Genomic DNA, 16,382 nt, shown 5'->3' on the forward strand with positions numbered 1-16,382 from the left:
CCGCGGCATCGCCGTTCAGTGGGTCACCGAGGGGCAGGTACCGGACGCCGGGCCCGCCGGCCGGGCGTGGGCGCGGAGGGTGCCGGGAGGCAGGCCGAGGCGGGTCTCGGCCGTCTCGATGGCCACGTCCCGCATGTCCAGTTCTTCCGGGGGCGCCTCGTCGTTGGCGTAGGAGCCGAGGCCGTCGACGGCGATGAGGATGTGCAGCGCCGTCCTCACGCTGTCGTCGGTGGTCAACTCCCCGGCCCGGACGCCTTCGTCGATGAGGTCGACGAGCGCGGCGCGGGTCCTCGATTCCTGTGCGCGCACCGCCAGGCGCAGGGGTGCCTTGAACCTGCTGAGGTGCCGGGCGTTGAGCCACAGGCGGCTGAGGCCCAGGTAGTCGCCGTCGGCGAGCCCCACGAGGAACCGGGCGAGCCGGTCGACGGGCGGCAGGTCCGCCTCGCGCGGCGGCAGCAGCGACTCGCGTTCCCGCGTCGTGGCGTGGGTGAACGCCTCGGCGAGGAGTTCGTCCGCGGCCGGGAAGTAGTGGCCGATGAGGCCGGGGCGGACCTCCAGGTCCTGGGCGACCCGCCGGAGCGTGATCAGTTCGAGCCCTTCCTCCAGCGCGATGCGCGCGGCGATCCGCACGATCTCGGCGCGGCGTTCCTGCGGAAGTTTGCGGGTGTGTTTCGGCTGAGGTCTTGACGTCATGGACCAAAGGTTATTGGGTTACCGACCAACAGGCAGTTGGTCATGCGCCCAATAAGCGGCCGGGCGCCGCCGTGACATCCGAGAGGCCCCGATGACGACCCACCCCACGACACCCGCGGAAGCCCACGGCGGACGCAGTCCCGAGCGTGCGGGGCATCCGGAGACCCGGGGCATCGACCTGGTTCCGGACACCGACCGGACCGGCTGGCCGCGCCAGCTCTTCGCGGTGTGGGCGGCGCCGAACGTCAGCTATCTGAGCTTCGCGATCGGGGGCGCGCTCATCCTGATGGGGCTGACGCTTCCACAGGCGATCGGGGTGATCCTGACCGGAAACCTGCTGTGGGTCTGCACGGGCGTCATCGCGGCGAGCGGCCCGGTCGCCGGCACCAGCGGCTCGGTGATCTCGCGGGCCTTCTACGGGGTCCTGGGCAACAAGGCGGTGCTCGTCGTCACCGGCTGGCTCATCGCGGCGGCCTACCTCGCCCTGAACTGGTCGGCCGCTTCGGTCGCCGGTATCGGCCTTGCGGTGCGGACGGGACTGCCGGACAGCTCCGCCGTACACGCGACCGTGATCTGTCTCATCGCGGGCGCCACCCTGCTGATCGCGATCTACGGCTACGCGACGATCGTCCGCCTCTACTCCGCGCTCAGTGTCCTGCTGACGGTGGTGTTCATCGTGGTCACGGGATACGTGCTCGCCGAGGCCGACTGGTCCTACGCCCCGGCGGAACCGCTGCACGGCGGTGCGCTCGTCGCCACGCTCGGCGTCGCCTTCACCATCATCGCCTCCACCCCGCTGTCCTACAGCAACAGTCCCGACCTGGCCCGCTACCTGCCGCGCCGCAGCAGCTCCGCCGCGATCGCGGGATGGACCGCCCTGGGCGCCTACCTGCCGAGCGTCGTGTTCACCTCCGTCGGAGCGCTGGCGGCCACCAGCCTCGACATGAGCGACCCCCAGGCCGCCCTGGAGAGCATCCTGCCGGGCTGGTTCATCCCGGTCTTCGTCCTCTCGGTCGTCGTCAACACCCTGACCAACAACGGCATGACTGCCTACAGCGCCAGCCTGTCGATCCAGTCGGTCGGGGTCCGTATCGCGCGCATTCCCGCGGTCCTGGTCATCGGCGTCCTCGGCACGGGCATGACCCTGTACGCGATCCTCGTCTGGGACTTCCTGACGAGCGTCAACACCATGCTCCAGCTCGTGGTCGTCGTGACCGGCCCGGCCATGGCGGTGGCCGTGACCGATCTCCTGATGCGGCGCAACCGCTACGACGGACCCCGCCTCCTCAAGGAGGAGCACGGCGGGCCGTTCTGGTACCACCGAGGTGTCCACCTCGCCGGTGTCCTCGCGCTCCTCACGGGCGGCGCCGCCTCCCTGATGTGCGTGACCGCCAGCTTCTGGACGGGCCCACTCGCCGAGGCCACGGGCGGCGTCGATCTCGCCGTCCCCTCCGGCATGGCCGTCGCTGCCGCCGTCTACTGGACGACCGCCCGGGTCCTCACATCGGTCCCGCGCCCCTGACCCGCCCCCGCCCTGCCCGCACCCGCGGGCACCAGGCATCACCCGTCGTAGAACATCCGAAAGAGGAACACACTGTGCACGCCGACGCTCTCCTGCTGGCCGGCCATGTGGAGAACCCGGCCGAGAAACCGGCCTGGAAACCGGCCTGGAAACGGTCCGGCCCGCCGGTGAACACGGCGGCGAACTCGGTGGCAATCGCCGGCGGCCGCGTGATCGCCGTCGGCGACAGCACCGCCCTCGACGCCCTGCGCGGTCCGGACACTGCCGTCCACAGCTTTCCCGGAGCCACGATCCTTCCCGGTCTCACCGACACGCACGCCCACCCCGTGTGGGGCTCCATCGAGATCGGCCGCGGCGTGAACCTCTCCGGCGAGGCCACGCTCGAGCAGGTGTGCGCGCACCTGGCCGACGCCGCGGACGGCCTGCCGGCCGACGCGTGGATCACCGGCTTCGACCTCGACGTCAACGTCTTCGACGGCGATCCGGCCGGGGCCGTGTTCGGGGAGCGCTTCCCCGGACGACCCATCTCCCTGATGACGCGGGACGCGCACGCGCTCGTCGTCAGCCCCCGCGTGGTGGAACTCGTCGGCCTGACCGGCCGTGAGACGTTCACCGACGCGTCCGCCATCGCGGTAGGCCGCGACGGACGCCCGACCGGGTACGTCGTCGAACTCCAGGCGATGGACCTGGTGTTTGACCACTACCCCGAGGTGCCGGTGGCCACCGCCGCCGACTACGTCCTGCGGCAGTTGCGCACCCTCGCCCGCGGTGGCCTGACCGGCCTGCACGCCCTCGACTTCACCGATCCGTCGGAAGCCGTGTACCGGCACATCGAGGAACACGGCGAACTTCCGCTGCGCATCCGCTGCTCACCCCTGGTCCCCGCCGACTCCGCCCCCGCCGTCTGGCAGGACATCGCCGGGCTCCAAGGGCTCCGCGGACAGCGCTGGCACGTCGAGGGCGCGAAGTTCATGCTCGACGGTACGGCCGACAACGGCACCGCGTGGTTCGACCGGCCTGACACCCACGGGGAGAACCGGGAGCCGCTCTGGCGCGATCTCGACGCCTACCGTGCCGCGATGCGGTTCTTCGCCGAACGGGGCATCCCCACCGCCACCCACGCCATCGGCGACCAGGCCGTCCGCTTCGCCCTCGACGTCATCGACGAGATCGGCCCGGTCGAGCGCGGACCGCACCGCATCGAACACATCGAGTCCCTGCCCGACGACCTCCTGGGCCGCTTCGCCGCACTCGGCGTCGTCGCCGGCCTGCAACCCGTGCACGGCACCCGGCACACGCGCGCCGACGGGACGGACAAGTGGTCCCGGCGCATCGGTCCCGACCGGGTCGCCCGCGGCTGGCGCACCCGCGACCTGCTGGACCACGGCGCCGTCGTGGCGCTCGGCTCCGACTGGCCGATCGGCCCCGGCGACCCGCGTGTCGGCCTCGCCGACTGCCAGTTGCGCCGCCCCGTGGAAGAACCGCACACACCCCCCGTGCAGCCCGGACAGGCGCTGACCGCCCGTGAGGCGTACGCCGGCATGACCGCGGCCGCCGCCCACGCCGCGGGGGCGGCGGACGTACTCGGCAAGGTCGCGCCCGGCTACCTCGCCGACCTCACCGTGTTCGCGGCCAACCCCCTCGACCTGCCCCCCGACGAGCAGCCCGGCAACCCCGTCCTCGCGACAGTCGTCGGGGGCACCGTCCAGCTCCACCCGAACAGCGCGGAAGGAACCCCGTGACCTCCACCTCTACGACCCCTCACGCCCGGCGTCCGCACATCAAGGCCACCGCAGCCGACCCGTACGACCGCGGCGTCGCCCGCGGCGAACAGCTGCGCGAGGGCATCCCCGCCGCGGCGGAGGTCTACGACCGGCTGTTCGCCCTCGGCGGCATCACGCCCGCCCGAGTGGCGGACGACGCCGCACGCGCCCTGGACGACATCGCCCGGTTCCGTCCGATGGCCGGTGCCGAGATCGCGGGCATCGCCCACGGCGCCGGCGTCGAGGAATGGCGCGTCGCCGCTCTCAACGCCCGTACCGAGATCCTCGCCCGCAGCGCCGCCGTACCGCCCGGGGAGTGCACCACGATCGTGCGCCGGGTGCTGGGCGAGGGCGCCGCCACGCGCACCTTCGGGGTCCAGACGTGGGACTGGCACATCGAACTGGGCGCCCTGTGGCACACCCTGGAGTCGCGCGGCGGCCGGCACGACGTCGTCGGCCTCACCGAGAACGGCATCCTCGCCAAGATGGGCGTCAACAGCGCCGGCCTCGCCCTGCACTTCAACATCCTGGGCCACCGGCGTGACGGCGTCGGCGGCGTCCCCATGCACGTGCTGGCAGCCGTCGTCCTGGAGGAGGCGGGCAGCGTCGCCGAGGCCGTGGAGATCGTCCGCAGCGCTCCCCTCGCCTCCTCCGGGTCGTTCGCGCTGTTCGACGAGACGGATGCCGTCCTGCTGGACATCAGCCCCGTCGGGGTCTTCGAGGCACCGCCCGAGCACGACACCTTCGTCCGCACCAACCACTTCCTCACGCCGGTCCCGGCCGCCGAGGAGAAGAGCCGGCTGTACCAGCCCGACTCGGGCGCACGCCGCGCGTTCGTCCTCGACCGCCTCAGCCGCGGGCGGCCGACGACCGTCGACGGCCTGCCGGAACTCCTCGTGACCGGCCCCGGCGAGCCGCCGGTCACCTGCCTGCCCGACCCGGACAAGCCCCTGGGGCAACGCTGGGCCACCCTCGCGACGATCACCCTCGAACCCTCGACCCGTACCGCCGCGATCCTCGACGGCACCCCCGCCGACATCGGCACGCGCGACTGGCGGATCCTCACCGCCGACTGACCCGCGGCCGTGGCCGCGGTCGGTCGCGATCACCGGCAGCGGCGGCAACCGGCCGGGTTCTCCCGCAGCCGGTCGAGGCGGATCGCCGTCATCCTGGGCCCCGCGCCACCCTCAAAGATCCTTGCCGACGCCTACGGTATGTCGCCCGCCGCTCCAGAGGTGCCGTGCGGATACTGTTCTGATCCGCCGCTGCCTACGCCTGAAAGCCCTTCCCCGTGATGGTCCCCCTTCCGCCCGGGCATGAGCCGGCACGATCGCGTCTGGAGCTGCGGGCCGTACGCGAGTTGCTGGAGGCCCAGCGTGAGCGCGTGCGGGCCTACGCCGAACAGCACACTCCGGCACCGGCGGGACCGTCTGCCGCGCCCGCGCCCCATGATCTGCCGTCGCCGCCGTCAGGGCACGATCTGCTGGAGGCCATGCCGGTGCCGGCGCTCCTGGTCGCCCCTGTTCTGCACCACGCAGGAGGGATCAGGGACTTCGTACACCTGGGGCACAACGCTGCCGCACGTGCCCATCCGGGCGAGGGGCAGTCCGCGAGCAGCGGTCTGTCCGCGTGGAGTGGGCCGGCGCCGTTGTTCGACCGGTTCCCTGCTCTGACCGACACCCCACTGCCCGGGATGCTGGAGCGCGCCCTCCGCTACGGGGTCACTCAGGGGCCCGAGAGCATCGCGTGGTTCCGCAGTACCCCGGCCGGCCCCGCGCGGTCCCACATCTTGATGCAAGTGATCCCCTGCGGGCGGCATCTGCTGATCACATGGGAGCACGGAGATCCCTTGCGCATGGCCCTGGCGGCCCAGAAGCTGGTCAAGACGTGCTGGGCCGAGTGGAACCTCGGTGACCCCGGCATCCAGCCCTCACGCGGCTTCCGCCACGTGCTCGGCCTGGAGGAGTCCACGCCGCTGCCCAGCCTCTTCGATCTGGCCACGCTTGTCACCCGGGACAGCGTCAGCGCGCTGTACCAGTTGTTGTATGACGTCATCCTGCGCAAGCACACGACCGAGTGTGAACTGCACCTGCGCGTCGGTGCCGGCACCGGTGCGGGAACCGACCGGGTGATCCGTATGGTCGCCGAGCCCGAGCAGATCGCGCCCGGCGCACTGGTGTGGGCCGTTCGCGCGGTGCTCATCGATGTCACCTCCCAGTGGCACCGCCGCGCGGCCGCCGAACATGCCGAGCGCGAGGCACGACGTCAACGCCAGCGCGCCGAGACGGTCGCGGAGGTCGCCGATGTACTGCGGGAAGCGGTACTCCCCCACTTCCAGGGCGAGTTGACCTCCTCCGGACTCGAAGCCGCCGTCGTGTACCAGCCGGACGCCACTGAGGCAGGAGTGGGAGGTGACTGGTACAAGGCCCGCAGGCTGCCGGACGGCAGGCTCCTCGTCGCCGTGGGGGACGCCCGCGGCCACGGCCTGGAGGCCGCCACCCTGATGGCCAAGCTCCGCTACGCCCTTGCCGGGCTCGCCTACACCGAACAGCCCGTCGAGCGGCTCACGCAGTGGCTCAACGAAGTGGCCTGCGACGACGGCATCGAATCGTCGGCCACCTCGGTCATCGCCCGCTACCATCCCGAACGCTCTCTGCTGCGCTGGACCTGCGCCGGCCACCCATGCCCCATCCTGCTGCGCCAGGGCCGGGCCACCCAACTGCCCGCCCCGCTCGGCGGCCCCGGGCCCGCGCTGGGCGTCCTGTCCCACATCGAGTACACCGCCGCGGAAACACCACTCGTACCGGGCGACATCGTGCTGCTCTACTCCGACGGTCTGATCGAACGCCGTGACAGCGACCTCGACAAGGACACCGCCCGTCTTCTCGACGCCGTCGAAGCCGCCTGCGCGGAAGGGGCCCCCGCACCGGGCCATGACGCACTCCAGGACTTCACCCAACGCGTCGTACACCTCCTGGACGGCCCGCACCGCTCCGACGACGCCACCCTCCTCACCTTGCGCCACATCCCGGCCCGACACCCGACGTGACACGGTCGCGAACCCGTCGGACAGTCGGGCCGGCAAGTGCGCTCTCGGTGCCGCGTGGGTGGCGGCGACGTCTGGTACGGCTGCCCATCGGGCTTTACCGGGTTGGCCTCGGCGCGGGGTTCGGCAGGTGGTCCTGGAGGTCATCGCCCACGACGTCGGCAACCGCCAGTACGACGTCACCGCCCGTTTCCTTGGCGCGGAGGAGGGCGGCGAGATCATGGCTCGCTATGCCCGCCCATCCCCGTACGGCACGCCGGCTGTGCGCCTTCATGGGGTTCGACTGGAAGCCACACCCGGTCGGTGCCCGCACTGACCCGGGCGTCGGACACAGCGGCACGGGCCCATACTCTGGGGCCCGTTCGCGCGTTCGCCTTAGCTGGGAGAGTCATGACTAGTAGGTTCACCGAGTTGGCCGTTGACTGCCACGATCCGGAAGGGCTCGCGGCCTTCTGGTGCGAGGTCTTGGACTTCACAGTGATCGACCGGAGCGAGGGCAAGGTCGAGATCGGCTCCTGGGTGCCGACCGTCGAGGAAGTCCGAGCCCGCCAGATGCCGCCCACCGTGCTGTTCATCCAGGTGCCCGAGGGCCGAACCGTCAAGAACCGGCTGCATCTCGACGTCAGCCCGATCGACGGCAGCACCGAGGACGAGGTGAACAGATTGCTGGAACTCGGCGCCACCACGACGGATGTGGGCCAGGGGCCCGGCCGGAACTGGGTGGTCATGGCCGACCCCGAGGGCAACGAGTTCTGCGTCCTGCGCACCCTGGCACCGCGGCATTGATGTGCCGAGCGGCCTAACGCACGAGCCCGTTCCGGTGGGCGACGGTCGCCGCTTCCGTACGTGTCGTGACGGCGAGTTTGGCCAGGATGTGGGAGACGTGGACGCCTGCCGTGCTCGGGGAGATGTGGAGGCGTTCGGCGATGCGGCGGTTGCTCAGGCCCTCGGCGATGAGGGCGAGTACATCGTGTTCGCGCGGGGTGAGGCCGCCCGTGTCCGGGGCGGGACCGGCGGACAGGGCGATCTGCCGGGTGAGGGGAGCCGCGCCCAGCCCGGCGGCCAGTCTCCCCGCCTCGTCGAGCAGCGCCCGCCCACCCTCGCGGTCTCCGTCGGACAGTGCGGCCCGCCCGCCGTACAGCAGGCTCTGCGCCAGTTCATAGGGCTGGCCGAGCTCCCGCCACGCGGCGATAGCCCGCTCCCAACCGGTGTCGTCGAGCAGTGCGTGCAGGTACGTACGGAGCGCCCGGTCGTACACCCCGTCTTCCCCGACACCGTACGTCGCGTCCTTGGCGGACAGTTCGGCGCGTCGGGCCGTCACCGCCGGGCCGTGCGCGCTGCCGCGGGCCCGCTGCACCAGCGCTCCCGTGATCAGTACGGGGCGGGAGTCGATGCCGTGCAGTTCGGCGAGCCCCGGGTCCGCGAGGGCTTGTCCGAGCAGCCGGTCGGCGCGTTCCGGATCGCCCTGGGCGAGGGCGAGCAGGGGCCGCCACCGGTACTGGTGGTACATGGAGGCATCGTGCGGGGCGTCCGCGGTCCCCACCAGCGCGGCCTCCGCCGCCCGTACATCGCCGCGGAGCAGCGCCAGTTGACCGGCCAGGGAACGGAGGAACTGGTCCTGCACGGGCGGCAGGCTCTGTGCCGACGCCTCGTCGAGGAGCGCGGTCGCCCGCTCCCACTCGCCGGTCAGGATGAGTGCGCGTACGGCGTAGCAGGTCAGGTCGGCGCCTCTGCTGAGGCCGAGGCCGAACCGGTGCGCACGTCCCGCGGCGGTGAGCGCCGTGTCGATCGCGCGGCGGTGTTCGCCGTTGCGGGTGTGCAGCGTGGCCTCGTACATCGGCACGGTCAGCAGGAGGTCGTGGCCCTCCAGTCGTTCGGCGAGGGCGCTCGCCTCCACCAGCGCGCCGAGATCACGGTGGCGGGCTCCGCGGCCCAGCAGACCGCGGACGGTGACGGTGGCGTCGCCGGTGCGCCGCCCGATGCGCAGCGCCTCGTCGAACGCCCGCCGCGCCGTGGCGGAGCCCGGGAGCAGGCCCATGGCCAGTATGCCGAGCACCCTGCCGCGCTGGATGTGGTCCGGGTCGTCGGGCAGCAGGCGCAGGGCTCGTTGGAAGTCGGCGGTGCCGACGGAGTTCAGGCGGTGCAGCAACCTGCCGCGGTGTTCCAGGAGCAGAGCGACACGCTCGGGGGCGCGGCGCTCGTCGAGCAGGGCGAGACCGGCGGTGGCGTGCTCGACGCCGCGCTCGTAGTCCCCGCTGAACATGCACGCTTCGGCCGCCTCGGTGAGGACGCCCGCAAGGTCCACGCCCAGCCGCGCGCCCGCATCGGGTGCACGGCCCCACGCGTCGAGCACTCGCTCCAGCATGTGGGCCTGGTCCGCGTGCGCGTAGGAGCGCCGGGCCTGGCCTGCGGCCCGGTACGCGGCGGTGAGGGCGGCCGCGTGATCGCCGGCCGCGGCGGCGTGCGCGGCCAGTTCGGCGTAGGCGTCACCGGTGCTCAGGGCTTCGGCGTAGCGGGCATGCAGCCGGGCGCGCTCGCCGGGCAGCAGATCCTCGTACACGGCGTGGCGAACGAGCGCGTGCCGGAAGGTGTAGCCGTCACCGTCCGGGATCAGCAGTCCGTGGTCGACCAGGACCCGGACGACGGCGTCCAGGCGGTCACCGCGCTCGTCCGCCAGTTCCTCCAGCAGGCGGTGCGTGATCCGGCTGCCTCCGGCAGAGGCCAGGCCGAGCAGGCGGCGGGCCTGGGCGGGCAGCGCGCGTGGGCCCTGGAGGAGCAGCTCACGCAGGCTGTCCGGGGTCCCCTCGTCCGCGTGGGCGAGCGCCTCGACGAACAGTGGGTTGCCCTCGCTGCGCCGGTGCACGTGGTCGATGGTGGGGCCGTCCGGCGCGGCGCCCAGGATCGCCGTGAGCTGCCGTCCGACGTCGTCCCGGCCGAGTCGGGGCAGGCGGAGGGTGGTGGTGCGCGGGCCCCGGGCCAGCTCGGTGAGCAGTGGCCCCAACTGGCCGAGCCGCGCCGCGTCCGGCCGGTAGGTGGTGACCAGCAGGATGCCCGGTTGCGTCAGGTTGCGGGCGAGGAAGGCGAACAGTTCGCGGGAGGCCGCGTCCGCCCAGTGCAGATCCTCGACGACCAGTACGAGGGGGCGTTCCGCGGCGGTCTCCTCGATGAGCGCGAGCACTTCCTCATACAGCCGGTGCTTCCCGGTGTCCGCCGCGCTGGGCTCGCCCAACTCGGGGAGCCAGCGTGACAGTTCCCGGTAGCCGGGGGCGGTCGCGGTGACGGCTCTGCCCTTGGTCAGCCGACGCAGCACGGCCACGAACGGCGCGTACGCGAAGCCCTCTCCCCCAAGACTCACGAACTCCGTGCAGGCACCTTCGACGACACGTACGGACTCCTCCAGCGAGCGGGCGAACTCGGCGAGCAGCCGTGACTTCCCGATTCCCGCCTCACCGGCGACCAGCACCACGGCAGGCCCGTGCCGGGTCGCCGTGCGCATCGTGTCCGCCAGCGTTGCCAGGGCCTCGTCCCGGCCGACGTAGACCGGGCTGGCCACACGATCCACCCGAACCCCCACCATGACGAGCAGCATAAACGCCCGCCGTAAATACCGAACTCGCCGGATGCGCCGGGGGTCTTTACCCGGCGACGGTGGACACATGACAACACGGCACGCGACAACAAGGCACGTGACAACGAGTGACAGCCCCCGCCATCCGCTGCGCACCATCGAGGCCCATGAGTTCGACGACTGGGCGACCATGGTCACGACGACGTACGGTCAGGACTGGCGGGACGGTGCCTTGCGCAACGCCGCCCGCACCATCGAACCGGCGCGCACGCTCGCCGCGTACGACGGCCAGGACATCGTCGGCGGCGTCTCCGTGTACGGCCGCACGCTGACGGTTCCCGGCGCGTTCGTCCCCGTGGCGGGCATCACGCTCGTGGCCGTGCTCCCCACCCACCGCCGGCGCGGCATCCTCACCTCGATGATGCGCCGGCAGCTCACCGACCTGCACGAGTCGCAGGGCGAGCCGATCGCCGCGCTCAACGCCGCAGAGGCCACCATCTACGGCCGCTACGGCTACGGCATCGCCAGCCACCTGGCGGTTGTCGACGCCGACAAACGGGCCATGCGGCTGCGCCCGGAGAGCGACTTGGGCTCCGGCACCATCCGCCTCCTCGCCCCCGACGCGGCCCGCCCACTGTTCGAGAAGGTCTACGACCAGGCCCGTCGGCGGACGGTCGGCTGGGTCGACCGCACCGAAAAGTACTGGGCCGCCCGCCTGCGGGACGACGCCGGACCCGACCGTGACGGTGCCACGGCTCTGCGCTTCGCGGTGCACACCGAACCCGACGGGACGGCGACGGGTTACGCCCTGTACCGCTCCAAGGGTGACACGGTGCGGCTCGTCGAACTGGCCGCCCTCACCACCACCTCGTACGCGGCCCTGTGGAACTTCGTGATCACCCTCGACGCCCACAGCCGGCTCACCTACGACGCGGCCGTCGACGAGCCGCTCAGCCACCTCCTGGTCGACCCGCGCCCCGCGCACACCACGGTGGTCGACAACCTCTGGGTCCGCCTGGTGGACGTGGACCGTGCGCTCACGGCCCGCCGCTATGCCACCGCCCTGGACGTCGTCCTCGATGTCCAGGACGACGTCTGCCCCTGGAACGCCGGCCGCTACCGGCTCAGCACCGACGGTCTCGACTCGGTCACCTGCGAGCGCGTACGTGATGTCCGACCCGACCTGCGCTTGTCGGCCACCGAGCTCGGCTCGGCCTACCTCGGCGGACCCACCCTCGCGGCGCTCGCCGCGGCGGGCCGCATCGAGGAACTGCGCCCCGGCGCGGTGGCCGCGGCCTCTGTCGCGTTCCGCGGCGAGCGGGAGCCGTTCCACGTCTCGGGCGGGGCGTTCCCGGCCTTCTGACGCCCTCCGCGCCTCCCCGCCTTGTAGGAACAAACAATGTTCGCCCGCCGAGGGATAGCCGCGAGTGACTCATCACGTCGTGAGGGTCGGCAAGAAGGGGAGGGTCGATGGAGGCCTCAAGTCATGATGACTTCCGGGAGTTCGTGGCGATGCGCTCCACCGCGCTGCTGCGGCTTGCGGTGTTGCTCACGGGCGGGGACCGGCATGCCGCGGAGGATCTGCTGCAGATCGCGCTGATGAAGGCGTACGGACGCTGGGCGCAGATCGAGCAACCGGAAGCGTATGTCCGCCAGATCTTGTACCGCCAGCAGGTCAACCGGTGGCGGCTGCGCAGGCATCGCGCGGAGACGACGGTCCCGGTGCTGCCCGAGCGCGGGGGCGAGGCCGGCGTCGAGTCGGACTCCGAACTGCGGATCGCGCTGTGGGCGGCGCTCGGCCGACTGACGAAACGGCAGCGGACCGTGGTCGTCCTGCGCTACTTCGAGGATCTTCCCGAGGGTGAGGTGGCGGCTCTGCTGCGGTGCCCTGTCGGCACGGTCCGCAGCACGGCGCACCGGTCGCTCGAGAAACTGCGCGGGCTCGTACCGGAGCTCGGTCCCGAACGGTCCGCGGAGCAGCCGCGGCCGCTCAGCTTTACGGCGAAGGAGATGCGGGGATGACCACGGAGCATGTGGAAGAGAAGGTCCGGGAGACACTGCACTCGGTCGCCCTGGACGGGGTGCGGGCACCCGGGAATCTGGCCGAGCAGGTGGTGCGGCGGCGCGGCAGGCGCCGGTTCTCGCAGGCCGCGGGGGCGACGGCCGCTGTTGCCGCGATCGTCGCGGGGGCCGCGTTCGGCTTCGGCGGGACCGAGGCCGGGCCGGAGCGGTCCGCACGGCCGGCCGCCTCGCCGGAGGGCTGGAAGCCCTGGCAGACCGACGCCCCGGACGCGGGCAGCCGGGGTTGCCTGGTGCACGGCTCGGCGCTGTACTGCAGCGGTTCCAAGTACGATGCCGCGAAGTTCGACGCCGGCACCGGCAAGCGCCTGTGGGCCGTCAAGGTCAACCGGGAAGGCGACGGGATCGACCGGCCGTTCGCCGTACGCGACGACGTGGTCTACGCGTACCGGAACCACACCGCGAAGAACCAGCCCGACGGTGACTACATGGGAGGCACCGACCTGATGGCGGTGGACGCCGACAACGGCGATGTGCTGTGGTCGGTCGAGATGCCGCAGGACGACCGCACCGACCAGGCCGCCATGCTCATCAACGGCGCCGTCCTCGCCAACACCCCCTCCCTGCGCACGCTGTCGGCCCTCGACCCGCTGACCGGCAAGGAGAAGTGGCGTCACACCTGGGCCAAGGGCACGGCCTGCCAACGGGCGGTGCTGGGCGGCGTACCCCATCTGCTCTGCACGCGGGACACCGACAAGCCGCACGACACGGACGTCATCCGTCTCGACCCCGTCGACGGAAGCACCACGAAGGTCACCACCGTCCCCGGCAGGCAGCAACTGATCGGGACCTCGGGCGACCGGATGTTCCTCGTCCGGGAGAGGGACACATCCGACAGGAACATGCTGATCACCGCCGTCAGCGGCTCAGGCGAACAGACCTCGCACACTCGCCGGGCCCATGCCGGGGTCGCCACATCCGAGGTGGTCGGCGATCGGCTGATCACCGTGGACTGGAAGGGCCAGGCCTCGGTCCACTCACTGACCACGGGACAGACACTGTGGTCACGTCCGGTCGGATTCAAGCTGCCCGACAAGGACACCGTGCATGCCATCGCTGCTCCCGTGGTGTCGACGGGGCAGGGGGTCGTGTACTTCTTCAGTCCGACCGGGGACCTGTCGGGGCTCGATCTGCGGACGGGCGAGCAGGTCTGGCACGGGCACGTCGACACCCGCGAGCCGGGGCCACGGTCGCGTATGGGATACACGTCCCAAGTCATGCTTTACGGCGACGCGTTGATCACCCAGAAGGACGGCAGGCTCGTCTCGCTCCTGCCGCGGCTCAACGACTGACCCCACGGACACCGGGCCGGGGCGCCTCGCCTCGCCCCGGCCCGGCCCTGCGGCCGGCTGCACGGCCGAAAGCCCTCCCTGCCGCACCCACCCACCCGCGGTGGCCCGTCACGCCGTGCGCGAGTGCCGTTTGTGGCGCATCGTAGAGCTGAGTACCGCAGCGGGAGTCGGCGCGACCCCGGAGCGTCGGCGCGGTGCGCCGAAAGGCGCGGTGACGCCGAAAGCCGACGCCGCATCCTCACACGGCGGGGTTGTGTCCCCGCCGGCACGTCGTCGCCCCCGTAGGTGCGAAGGCACCTGGAACGCGGCCGGCCATGAGCGGAGGACCACGATGGGCGCAGGGACGCGGGCGGAGACTGCGGCGACGGTGTGCGTCGGGGTGGTGGCACCGCTCACAGGACGGCTGGCGGCGCTGGGCGAACCGTTGTCGTTCGCGCTGCGGGCCCTGCGGCCACGGCTCGACGGCATGACCTACGGCGGCCGCCGTCTGCGGGTCACCGTGCGGGACAGCCGCTCGGAGCCGGATGCGGCCCGGCAGGCCGTGCGGGAGCTGGCCGAGCGGGACCGGGCCTCCTTGGTGCTGACGATGGCGGGTACGCAGGTACTGCCCGCGGTGACCTCGACCTGTGAGGAGCTCGGCGTGCCGTGTGTGTCGACCACCTTTCCCTGGCAGGCCTTCGGCGCCGCGCGGCGCGGGGATCCGCTGGCCCGCTTCGACTGGACCTACCACTTCGCCTGGGGCTTGGACGACATCGCCCACGCGTTCGCCGACCTGTGGGAACGGCTCGATGGCGAGGTGACCGTCGGGTGTCTGTGGAACGACGGGCTACAGGGCCGTCTGTCGCGCGATGAACAGTTCGGGTTCGCGCCCGCGGCGACCCGGCGCGGACACCGGCTCATCGATCCGGGCGGTTACCACGAACCGGCCGACGACCTCACCACGCAACTTCAGCGGATGCGGGCCGCCGACGTGGACGTCGTCACCAGCGCTGCCACCGCCGCCGACCTGGCGCTGTTCCTGCGTCAGGCCCGTGAGAGCGGGTTGCGTCCGCGGCTGGTGACCTGCTCGCGCTGGCTTACCTACCCGCACGCCGCGGTCTCCCGCTCCGCCGAGGTGCGCGACGAGCTGGCAGACATGCGGGTGGGCACCCTCGTGTACTGGTCGCCCGGGCACCCGTACCGCTCCAGCCTGGACGGCAGTAGCTGCAAGGACCTCGCCGACGCCTACCAGCAGGCCACCGCCGAACCCTGGCTACAGCCTCTGGGCCTGGCTCACGCCCTGGTCGAAGTCGCCCACCACACCCTGGCCACCACGGCCGACCCCACCGACCGGAAAGCCATCGCCGAGACCCTGGACGGCACGCGGTTGGACACCATCGTCGGCCCCCTGGACTGGACCGCGGGGCCCACTCCCAACATCGCCCTGCTGCCGCTGGCAGGCGGCCAGTGGCAGCCCTCGGACGACGGTCCGCGCCTTCAGGTCGTCACCAACTCCCGTACTCCCGACGTCCCGGTCACCGCGGACCTCATCGCCGTCGGCTGAGCGGGGCCCGTGCGGATGCTGTCGCGTGGCCGGGCGAACCCCGCGGGGTTCAGGTCGCGTCCGGGCCGGGGTGTACGGCATCGGTGTCACGCGGCGGCAGGCCGATACGCTCCCGCAGGTAGGCCAGCCCCGAGGTGCCGCCGGTACCGGGCTGGTCACCGATCATCCGCTCGACCAGCAGCAGATGCCGCGTACGCCACCGGACGACCGCCGCGCGCAGTTCCCACCACGCCTGCGCCGCCTCTTTCCCGCCCGGGCCGTCCGGCGGACGCGCCGTGGCGGCGGTGCCCGACGGATTCGGCGTAGGCGTGGGCGTCGGCTTCGGCGTCGACCCCGAGGCCAATTCGTCGATGCGGGCGAACAGCGTGGCGAACTGGCTGGACTGGGCGCCGCTCGCGTTCTCCAGCAGCGGCCGGAAGGCGGCAAAGCTGGCCGGTGACAGATGCTCCAGGACCGCGAGGTGCTGCTCCAGCAGCTCCACGACCGCGGTGACCCGGCGCACGTACGCAAGCCGACAGCCCTCCGGGGCCGCGGACAGGCGGCCCGGAGCCGGGTCCCTCACCCTGTCCAGGTCGACCAGGGCTTGTCCGGCCAGCACCTCGGCGGACTGGTGCACGGCGATGAAGAAGTGCTCGTCGGCCCACTGCGCCGGCTTGTCCTCGGCCGTCCGAGGACGTTGCAGGTCCAGCAGAGCCGGCAGGCGCAAATAGCACTCGTAAGGCGTTTCCACAGCCACCCTTCGCGACGTCTCGACAGGCCGACGACACCCTCTGGAACTTCGACGCCGCGCGGATTCGGCCCGTGTGCGGCCCGGCCGGTGACTCACTCACCGCCTCGATTACTTTACGTTACTTAAAGAGCACGCGCCGCTAAGGG

Annotated in this window: 13 protein-coding genes; 9 read left to right on the plus strand and 4 right to left on the minus strand. The window is 71.8% G+C overall.

Going from position 1 to position 16,382, the window contains the following annotated elements; translation table 11 throughout:
• Window positions 1–15: 15 nt before the first annotated feature.
• On the minus strand, window positions 16–693 hold the full coding sequence (locus tag ACZ6JY_RS31830) for a TetR/AcrR family transcriptional regulator (RefSeq protein WP_469201418.1): 678 nt from the start codon (window positions 691–693) through the stop codon (window positions 16–18).
• A gap of 91 nt (window positions 694–784) precedes the next feature.
• On the opposite strand from ACZ6JY_RS31830, the gene ACZ6JY_RS31835 reads away from it, so the two are divergent.
• The 4 genes from ACZ6JY_RS31835 to ACZ6JY_RS31850 all read left to right on the plus strand — a co-directional run bounded on the left by ACZ6JY_RS31835 (window position 785) and on the right by ACZ6JY_RS31850 (window position 7,027).
• A complete protein-coding gene (locus tag ACZ6JY_RS31835; RefSeq protein WP_469201420.1) occupies window positions 785–2,215 on the plus strand; it encodes a purine-cytosine permease family protein in 1,431 nt (476 codons plus the stop codon).
• A gap of 74 nt (window positions 2,216–2,289) precedes the next feature.
• Window positions 2,290–3,957 (plus strand): amidohydrolase, encoded by a 1,668-nt coding sequence (locus ACZ6JY_RS31840; protein WP_469201422.1) that lies wholly within the window; start codon window positions 2,290–2,292, stop codon window positions 3,955–3,957.
• Window positions 3,954–5,054: a C45 family autoproteolytic acyltransferase/hydolase gene (locus tag ACZ6JY_RS31845; RefSeq protein ID WP_469201424.1), complete on the plus strand. Its 1,101-nt coding sequence runs from the start codon at window positions 3,954–3,956 to the stop codon at window positions 5,052–5,054. The genes ACZ6JY_RS31840 and ACZ6JY_RS31845 overlap by 4 nt, the downstream gene beginning before the upstream one ends.
• A 218-nt stretch (window positions 5,055–5,272) precedes the next feature.
• Window positions 5,273–7,027, plus strand: coding sequence for a PP2C family protein-serine/threonine phosphatase (locus ACZ6JY_RS31850; RefSeq protein ID WP_469201426.1), 1,755 nt, complete (start codon window positions 5,273–5,275; stop codon window positions 7,025–7,027).
• Between the two features lie 94 nt (window positions 7,028–7,121).
• Here ACZ6JY_RS31850 and ACZ6JY_RS31855 read toward each other — a convergent pair whose 3' ends face one another.
• Window positions 7,122–7,298, minus strand: a complete 177-nt coding sequence (locus ACZ6JY_RS31855) for a hypothetical protein (RefSeq protein ID WP_469201428.1) — start codon at window positions 7,296–7,298, stop codon at window positions 7,122–7,124.
• Between the two features lie 116 nt (window positions 7,299–7,414).
• Between ACZ6JY_RS31855 and ACZ6JY_RS31860 the strand changes: the two genes are divergently transcribed.
• Window positions 7,415–7,810, plus strand: a complete 396-nt coding sequence (locus tag ACZ6JY_RS31860) for a VOC family protein (RefSeq protein WP_469201430.1) — start codon at window positions 7,415–7,417, stop codon at window positions 7,808–7,810.
• Window positions 7,811–7,823: 13 nt separating this feature from the next.
• Here ACZ6JY_RS31860 and ACZ6JY_RS31865 read toward each other — a convergent pair whose 3' ends face one another.
• Window positions 7,824–10,577, minus strand: coding sequence for a helix-turn-helix transcriptional regulator (locus ACZ6JY_RS31865; protein WP_469201432.1), 2,754 nt, complete (start codon window positions 10,575–10,577; stop codon window positions 7,824–7,826).
• Between the two features lie 133 nt (window positions 10,578–10,710).
• Between ACZ6JY_RS31865 and ACZ6JY_RS31870 the strand changes: the two genes are divergently transcribed.
• From ACZ6JY_RS31870 to ACZ6JY_RS31885, 4 genes are all read left to right on the plus strand, one after another.
• Window positions 10,711–11,955, plus strand: a complete 1,245-nt coding sequence (locus ACZ6JY_RS31870; RefSeq protein WP_469201434.1) for a GNAT family N-acetyltransferase — start codon at window positions 10,711–10,713, stop codon at window positions 11,953–11,955.
• A 107-nt stretch (window positions 11,956–12,062) separates the two neighbouring features.
• Window positions 12,063–12,614, plus strand: coding sequence for a SigE family RNA polymerase sigma factor (locus ACZ6JY_RS31875; RefSeq protein WP_469201436.1), 552 nt, complete (start codon window positions 12,063–12,065; stop codon window positions 12,612–12,614).
• Complete coding sequence (locus tag ACZ6JY_RS31880; protein ID WP_469201438.1) at window positions 12,611–13,963, plus strand: outer membrane protein assembly factor BamB family protein; 1,353 nt, start codon at window positions 12,611–12,613, stop codon at window positions 13,961–13,963. Before ACZ6JY_RS31875 ends, ACZ6JY_RS31880 begins: the two co-directional genes overlap by 4 nt.
• A gap of 331 nt (window positions 13,964–14,294) precedes the next feature.
• Window positions 14,295–15,506, plus strand: coding sequence for an ABC transporter substrate-binding protein (locus ACZ6JY_RS31885; RefSeq protein WP_469201440.1), 1,212 nt, complete (start codon window positions 14,295–14,297; stop codon window positions 15,504–15,506).
• 49 nt (window positions 15,507–15,555) lie between these two features.
• On the opposite strand, the gene ACZ6JY_RS31890 is transcribed toward ACZ6JY_RS31885, so the two are convergent.
• Window positions 15,556–16,332 carry a tryptophan 2,3-dioxygenase family protein gene (locus tag ACZ6JY_RS31890; RefSeq protein ID WP_469201442.1) on the minus strand — a complete coding sequence of 259 codons (777 nt, stop codon included), beginning with the start codon at window positions 16,330–16,332 and terminating at the stop codon, window positions 15,556–15,558.
• Between the last annotated feature and the right edge of the window lie 50 nt (window positions 16,333–16,382).

This window comes from Streptomyces sp. NPDC046335, from assembly GCF_055587985.1.